Origin of the sequence: Sporosarcina sp. NCCP-2222, assembly GCF_023168145.1 — a bacterium.
Lineage (GTDB): Bacteria > Bacillota > Bacilli > Bacillales_A > Planococcaceae > Sporosarcina.
The window spans coordinates 43,647-51,351 of the sequence record NZ_BQYK01000003.1; the positions used below are offsets into that span (position 1 = coordinate 43,647).

Genomic DNA, 7,705 nt, shown 5'->3' on the forward strand with positions numbered 1-7,705 from the left:
TGTCTCGGAAACATCTCGCAATTAATTAATCAATCCGTGAGTTCTTTGGATTCTTATTCATTATAACAATCTTCGAGCTCGTTCACCATACGTTCAAGCGACACTTTTTTCACGGGAACGCGAGGCAAGGAATCAAGAAAACGTCTGCCATACGACTTTGTTTCAATCCTACGATCCAAAATGATGAAGAAGCCTCTTTCCCCAGAAGACCGTACTAAACGGCCAAACCCCTGCCTCAATCGCATGATCGCCTCTGGCAATGCGTAGCCGGTAAATGGATTAATACCCAAATCCGTTAATTTGTCCGCTCTCGCTTTAAATACTGGATCATCAGGCGAAGTGAATGGAAGCCGAACGATGATGATCGCTGATAACGCATCGCCAGGAACGTCCACCCCTTCCCAAAAACTGTTCGTCCCGAATAGGACAGACTGTTCGAACTGCCGGAATGATTTAAGCAGCTTCATACGGCTGCCCGAGCTCACACCTTGAGCAATTAACGCATATTCAGAAAGCAGTTCACTCTCCAAAATTAATTCATACGTCTGCCTCAGCATATCGAGAGATGTGAATAACGCGAACAACCTGCCTCCTGTCGCCATAACCGTCTGGACGATGGCATCTGCAACGGCTTCCACATATTCGCTCTGTGCCACCTGCTGGATATCGGGCATATCTTTCACAATGAAGATATTCGCTCCATCATAAAAATGAGGCGGCGCCTCAAACGTCATGAACGGAACGGTCTCTCCTATGCCGAGCTGGCGCAATACAAATCGTTTGTCCTCTTGAACAGACATTGTGCCGGAAGTCCATACAAGCCCGACGTGCTCCTTCTTTAGTTCCGAGATGAATTGACTTATATGAGATGAACCGTCAATTGGGCTTTTTACTACAGTCAAGCTGCCTGGGATGCTGCGTCGATCTTTTTCCAGCCAGATGGCAAAGTCCTCCCTTTTTTCATCAAGAAAAATTTCAACCCAATTTCCTGCTTTGATGGCTAATTCCCGAACCCAGTAGGCCCATTCGGAAAGATAAGCCCTTTCCTTGTCTGTCATTTGGTCCTGAACAGCAGACAAGGCACTCGGGTAGGACGCTGCAAATTTATAGTATTGATACATCGATTCTGCGACACGCGCCAGCGGTTGGCTAGCAAGATGCAATGTAGCCAGCGGCACCACAATGCGATTGCTCCTGGCGCTGTTAGGCTGCTCATTCGGTGATTCCGTCAACAGGCGGATCGCATCATCGAACGCATGCATGAACGTATCATGCAATTCGAATAGTTGATCCTTAGTATATTGGCTGAATGTCCCAAAACGTTTGTGCAGACGGTCGACTTCAAAAAGCAGCTGTCCCTCCGCGTCTGAGCTGATTTGTCCGATGACATATTTCCAATTCGTATAGGAAAGGACCGTTTCATTCGAATGATTGGCAATTTGTATCATCTGATGGGCTTCATCGACGATTAGCCCTCCAATTGATTGGAATGCTTTTTTATCGCGATAGCTATCGGATAACAGAGTCGAGTGATTGGTGATGATCAGATCCGCATGTGGACACGAAGCTAACATCCGATTGTGGAAATCGGCAGTTTGTTCATCTTGCGGGAGAACAGAAGATTGCTTTCGGATCCTGTCCAGGAACAATTGACCGCCTCCGGACACATTTAGTTCTGTTAAGTCACCCGTAGCGGTTTCGGTGAGCCAGACGAGAATTTGCATGATTGCAAACGTCTCATCGTATGATTCATCAATGATCCGCATTAGTTCCTCAAGCTTCCCTAAAGAAATATAATGTTCCCTGCCTTTTAGGACAGCAATGCGAAGATCGACTTCCATCATCCGGCTGATCTTGTCATAATCTTCTACAGCCATTTTGTCAATCAGATGGTTCGTTCCCGTACTAATGACGACGGGTTTGCCCTTTTTCGCAGCATACATGGCAGCCGGAAATAAATAGCCTATCGTCTTTCCGATGCCCGTCGGTACCTCCGTTGCAATTTCCTGTTTACTCTCCAAGGCATCCCAAACAGCATCCATAAATTGAAATTGCGCTTCCCGTTTATCCACTGGATGGAACACTTTTCCTAGAAGCTCCATCTTCGCTTTGTCGTCCTTGTAAGGAAAAGGCTTAGCTGCAGCTTTGCTAAACACCGAATGGGTTTCTTCTCGTCTGTAAGGAATTCCCCGAAAAACAGCAAGCTGAGTTGGAAATTGTTGATCCCTGCTTTCATTCAAGGCCTGGTACATCAACATGGAAATATCGGATCGAAGTGAAAAGGATCTGCGGTGGAGCAGTTTCAGCGTCATTTCAGGCAGCTTCCTCAATTTGTTAAGACAAGCTAAAAACAAATGGGCTGTCGCTTCCGCATCATCATCCGCACGATGAGCTGCAGGCAAAGATATGCCCAGTTCTTCCGCAATATCTTGGAGCCGGTAACTCGGAGAAGTCGGAAATAGGATTTTTGCCAATTCAACCGTGTCAATTTTTTTACCAGACCATTTGTTTACCCTGCATCGTGTAAACTCACTTTGTAAAAAGGACAGGTCAAAGTCCGTATTATGAGCAATAAAAACTTTGCCCTCGAGCAAAGCTGACACTTCCGATGCAATGTCGTCAAACAACGGTGCATCCTTTACATCATCCTCTGTAATTGAGGTCAATTGTTGGATAAAGATCGGAATGGCCCTGCCTGGGTTAACAAATCGGGTATACTTGCTAGTTATTTTTCCATCCTCGATCAAAACAATCGCAATCTGGATAATTCGATCGCCTCTTGAAGGTGAATGGCCGGTCGTTTCCAAATCGACGACCGCATATGTATGTGTTGTCATTCCATCATCATCTTCCTGTTTGGATACTACACGGATTGTACCATACAAACGGTTCTGAATAGAGGATTTTGCTGTTTTAAAACTAAAAAAGAGGACGGGCCTTGTGGAATCCGCCTCCAATTGCCAGGTAAATCCGTCAATTGGAGGCGTACACGCAGCCTGACATCCTCAGAGCATCCGATTATACCGTCATGCTTGGTTTTTCCACAATCCGTTCTTTAATTCTATTATTTTCGTCCATAATGAGGACGGTAGGCGCATGATGTTTTGCTTCTTCATCCGAAACATAGATATACGAAATGACAATAATGATATCTCCCGGCTGAACGAGACGTGCTGCTGCACCATTTACACACATGACCCGGCTGCCGCGCTCACCGGCAATGATATACGTCTCAAATCGCGCGCCATTATTATTGTTGACGATATGCACTTTCTCATTATGAAGCAATCCGGCTGCATCTAGTAGATCCTGATCAATCGTAATGCTTCCCACGTAATTCAAATTTGCTTCTGTCACAACTGCGCGATGCAGTTTGCTATTCATCATCATTCTGAACATGAAGTATCATCCTTTGTTGACATAATAATATTATCTATCAATCTAGTTTTGGAGAATTTCACAGCACAAGCCAAGATAATTTCAGAGTCCTCATCAATTGCTTCGCTAAGATTTGGATACGACAGCACGTTGGCGTAATCGACTTTACCAGATGTCTCCTGCGTAATAAATTCGACCATCGCCTTTTCGATCTCATGTGGTGCAGCAATGCCGACCATTCGTTGGCCGTGCTGCAACGCTTTGTAGATTCCCGGCGCTTCGCTCCTTTCTATTGCACTCAAATTGACATTTCTTGAGCTTTTAGCAAGACCATCCGACTCCCGTACCGTCGGAACACGCACGATTTCTGTCCGAAGATTAAAATCACGGACAAATGTTTCGATAATGGCAAGCTGTTGTGCGTCTTTCATTCCGAAATAGGACCGGTCAGGATCTACCATATTGAAAAGTTTCAATAGGACTTTCAAAACACCATCAAAATGGCCTGGCCTCGATGCGCCGCACAAAACTTCCGCCTGCCGGCCGGGCAGAATACGGATTCCTCCGTCGGTCGGATACATTTCCATAGCGGACGGTGTGAATAAAAAATCTACCCCCGCCTCTTTGGCAAGCGCCATATCACGCTCCAAATCCCTTGGATATGCTTCGTAGTCCTCTCCTGGCCCGAATTGCGCCGGATTGACAAAAATACTCATGACCACGATGTCATTATCTTCTTTCGCCTTAGAAACTAGCGATAAATGTCCTTCATGCAAGAAACCCATCGTTGGCACAAAGCCGATCGATCTTCCGTTCCGATTGTTACGATCCAGATGTGTTATTAGTTCGTTTCTAGTAGTAATTACTTCCATCATCTATGTCCTCTTCTCTTTCAATTTCCTCCGTACAAGGCAGCCAGCTCTTCTTCTTTCATTGTGAAACTATGCTTGGCTGTTGGAAATTCTCCTTGTTTGACAGCGCGTTTGTACGCCATAAGGCCGTGCGTAATCTCGGAACCAATATTGGCATATGCTTCAACGAATTTTGGCACATGGTGTTTTCCGTATTGGACTGTGTCATGGAAAACAAGCACCTGGCCGTCCACCGCACTTCCTGCACCAATGCCAATGACTGGTACAGACACGGCTTTTGCCAGTTCGTCTGCAAGCTGGTGAGGAATGCATTCTACGACAATCATGCATGCGCCGGCGTTCTCGCAAGCCTTCGCATCACGAATAAGCTGCTGCGCCGCTTCAGCCGTCTTCCCCTGAACCTTGTAACCGCCAATGACAGCGGCCGATTGTGGAAGTAGGCCAAGATGCGCTACAACTGGAATACCTGTTGAAGTGAGCAGCCGAATGCCATCAATCACTTTGCCGGCCCCTTCCAACTTAAGTGCATTTGCACCCGTCTCCTGAAACAGACGCATTGCGTTCTGTAGCGTGCGGTCTTCCGAGCCATGGTACGTCCCGAATGGCATATCGACGACAATGAATGTGTCCCGTGCTCCTCTACGCACCGCTTTGCCGTGGTGTACCATGTCTTCCACCGTTACAGAAACAGTAGAATCGTATCCGAGGACGACCATGCCTAGAGAGTCTCCAACGAGAAGAACATCCATTTCTGCCTCCTCTGCCAATTGGGCAGAAGGATAATCATAAGCGGTCAGCATCACGATCTTTTCTCCATTTTGCTTCATTTTCAAAAAATCTGCCGTGCTCTTCATTTACAACCATCTCCCTCTCGATTAAGTTCAACACTGAAGGCCATGCGTTCGAACTGTCTCTTAGAGAAAACCGAAGTTGAATGTCTACGCTGTAATCTGCAAAAACAAATAAAAACCCTTCCAATCCAAAAAAGGACAGAAGGGTTGTGTTGTAAGCAGTAATGGTTTCCTCCGTCCCTGTCTTTTTCAAGATCAAGGCAGAACTTATAAAATTTCAAGACATGCCGATAACAGGTGCAGTTCGGTGATGATACTGCCCTTCAGCCTTACTATAACAAAACGCATAATCGTTGTATACCGTTATTTTGCCATTTGGATATCCGCTGAATAAATTCCCCGGATTGATCCATCATCAAGTCTTAGTTCCAACAGTCCTTCATCGGAAATGCCAATTGCTGTTCCTTCAATCGTCTCGTTTAACATGACGGCACGGACTCGTTTGCCAACTGTATTGGAATAACTCTCCCAGAGTAATTTAATCGGCGCGAATCCATTCTTCTCATACATTTTTGTATATAACTCCAAATAATAAAGAATGGCTGCAACCAAACGGGACCGATCGACCTTTTCGCCGGTTACCAAATGTAGAGACGTGGCAATTTCTCTTAATTCATCGGAAAAGTCGGTTTCTTCCTGATTCGCGTTGATACCCATTCCAAGAATGATCGCTTTGACCCGATCCATATCCGCTTGTAATTCTGTAAGGATGCCGGTCATTTTCTTGCCGTTTATCAGTATATCATTCGGCCATTTGATTGTTGGCTGCACATCAGCCACTTCTTCCATGGCCCGGACAATGGCAACCGCCGCCACTAGTGTCATTTGCGGTGCTTGCTGGGGCATGAGAGATGGCCGAATGATCAAGCTCATCCAAATCCCTTTTCGAGCCGATGAAGACCACGGGCGCGACATTCTGCCTTTTCCGGCTGTCTGCTCCTCTGCAATGATCAACGTCCCGTCTGAAGCCCCATTTTGAGCTTCTTCATGGGCAATGGATTGTGTAGTAGGACAGCTTTCATAATACTGGATGTGCCTGCCGTAATTGTTTGTCTTCAAATGGCGCTGAATCGCCGCTGCATTCACAATATCCGGTGTATCTAACAAATAATATCCTTTTTTCCTTACAGAGCCGATTTGATAGCCGTCGGACTCCAATTCCTTTATATACTTCCAGACTGCGGTACGGGAAACACCCATTCGGTCTGCCATGTCCTGGCCAGAAACCGGTGTCCCGCCACTCATCATCAACTGTTTTAAAATTTCATCTTTGCCTCGTAAACTCATGGAGAAACCATCCCTTTATCTCTTCACTGTCGTTCCTGCAGTCACCAAGAATGACTGCCCGTTCGATTGTATCCAACCACTCGCCTACCCAGCGGCCTCCTTTTGCTTTGGACCAAGCAAGAAGGTCCGTTCCTGTCACGGCAAGCTCTTGTTTTGAGCGGATCGGCAATGCAGCGATCTTTTCTCGAATTTCATTCGGGCCGAGGAACGGCTTATCCGGATGCAGGCATTGATAAATTGCTTCCGCTGCAAGGAGTACCTGCTCCCCCCATCGATAATAATCGAGATTAGAATAAAATTGTGCTTCCCTTGTTTGGAGTACCTCCTGTATGGACCGCAAAAAAGTTTTTTCCGTATTGGACATTTTATAGGCACGTGTCAGCTGCAAAGGTTCCAAATCACCCGTCATCATCAAAGTCGCCCAGCCTTCTAGCGAGGTTTGAAAAGGACCATGAAGACAGGAGGCTGCCCTGAACGTTTCAGGATATGCCGGCAAATGCGCACCAATTCCCGTGTCATGAATGTACTCGAATGCCCTCGTCGGTTCCTTGCCGAGGAATAGCTTGTCCCACTCAGCCTTTAGCCGCTCCGCTGCGATATGTTCGATCTCCTTAGCCAAAAGTTCAATTGCATCGCAGGTCGAATCTTCAATGGCAAAGCCAAGAACGGAGGAAAAACGTATTGCTCGGAACATGCGGAGGGCATCTTCCTTGAAACGTTCCTCTGCAGCTCCAACTGCCCGGATCAAACGTTTGTCGATGTCTTGTTTTCCTCCGAAAGGATCAATCAGTCTCCCATCAAGTGACAAGGCCATCGCATTCATTGTAAAATCACGCCGTTTTAAATCTTCCTCGAGTGATCTGACAAATGTCACTTCGTCTGGTCTTCGATGATCCGAATAGGTGCCTTCCGTTCGATAGGTTGTCACCTCTATCGGTTCACCCTCAAACAGAACAAGAACGGTGCCATGTTGAATCCCGACGTCTACAGTATTCGGAAAAACCTCCTTCACTTCTTTAGGAGTGGCAGACGTTGCTATGTCGATATCGGATGCCTCTTTTCCTAACAAAAGATCTCGCACTGCTCCCCCCACAAAAACCGCTTCGTATCCCGCAGACAGGAGCTTTGATACGACTCCTCTGCTGGCACTTGTCCCAAATGAATAGCTCATTTCCTACCCGCCATTTCATAATAAAGGTTTTCATAACGTTCGACGATGGATGCCGAGTCAAATCGGTTTGGAACAGTTTGCAGTGCGTTTTGCTTGAACAACTCGAGCAATGAGGCGTCCTGCAGCAGGCTAAGTGCCTTTTCAGC

At 46.5% G+C, this 7,705-nt stretch carries 6 protein-coding genes; all 6 read right to left on the bottom strand.

Going from position 1 to position 7,705, the window contains the following annotated elements; all coding sequences use genetic code 11:
• Positions 1-53: 53 nt before the first annotated feature.
• The 6 genes from dinG to NCCP2222_RS07020 all read right to left on the bottom strand — a co-directional run bounded on the left by dinG (position 54) and on the right by NCCP2222_RS07020 (position 7,559).
• Positions 54-2,837, bottom strand: coding sequence for an ATP-dependent DNA helicase DinG (gene dinG / locus NCCP2222_RS06995; protein WP_248510979.1), 2,784 nt, complete (start codon positions 2,835-2,837; stop codon positions 54-56).
• 181 nt (positions 2,838-3,018) lie between these two features.
• The gene (panD, locus tag NCCP2222_RS07000) at positions 3,019-3,399 is read right to left on the bottom strand and encodes an aspartate 1-decarboxylase (protein ID WP_248510983.1); all 381 of its coding nucleotides are present in this window, start codon (positions 3,397-3,399) and stop codon (positions 3,019-3,021) included.
• Complete coding sequence (panC, locus tag NCCP2222_RS07005) at positions 3,387-4,250, bottom strand: pantoate--beta-alanine ligase (RefSeq protein WP_248511790.1); 864 nt, start codon at positions 4,248-4,250, stop codon at positions 3,387-3,389. Before panC ends, panD begins: the two co-directional genes overlap by 13 nt.
• Positions 4,251-4,270: 20 nt before the next feature.
• Positions 4,271-5,104, bottom strand: a complete 834-nt coding sequence (gene panB / locus NCCP2222_RS07010) for a 3-methyl-2-oxobutanoate hydroxymethyltransferase (protein WP_248510986.1) — start codon at positions 5,102-5,104, stop codon at positions 4,271-4,273.
• A gap of 300 nt (positions 5,105-5,404) precedes the next feature.
• Entirely contained in the window at positions 5,405-6,388 is a 984-nt protein-coding gene (locus NCCP2222_RS07015) for a biotin--[acetyl-CoA-carboxylase] ligase (protein ID WP_248510988.1), read from the bottom strand.
• Positions 6,366-7,559: a CCA tRNA nucleotidyltransferase gene (locus NCCP2222_RS07020; RefSeq protein ID WP_248510991.1), complete on the bottom strand. Its 1,194-nt coding sequence runs from the start codon at positions 7,557-7,559 to the stop codon at positions 6,366-6,368. Before NCCP2222_RS07020 ends, NCCP2222_RS07015 begins: the two co-directional genes overlap by 23 nt.
• Between the last annotated feature and the right edge of the window lie 146 nt (positions 7,560-7,705).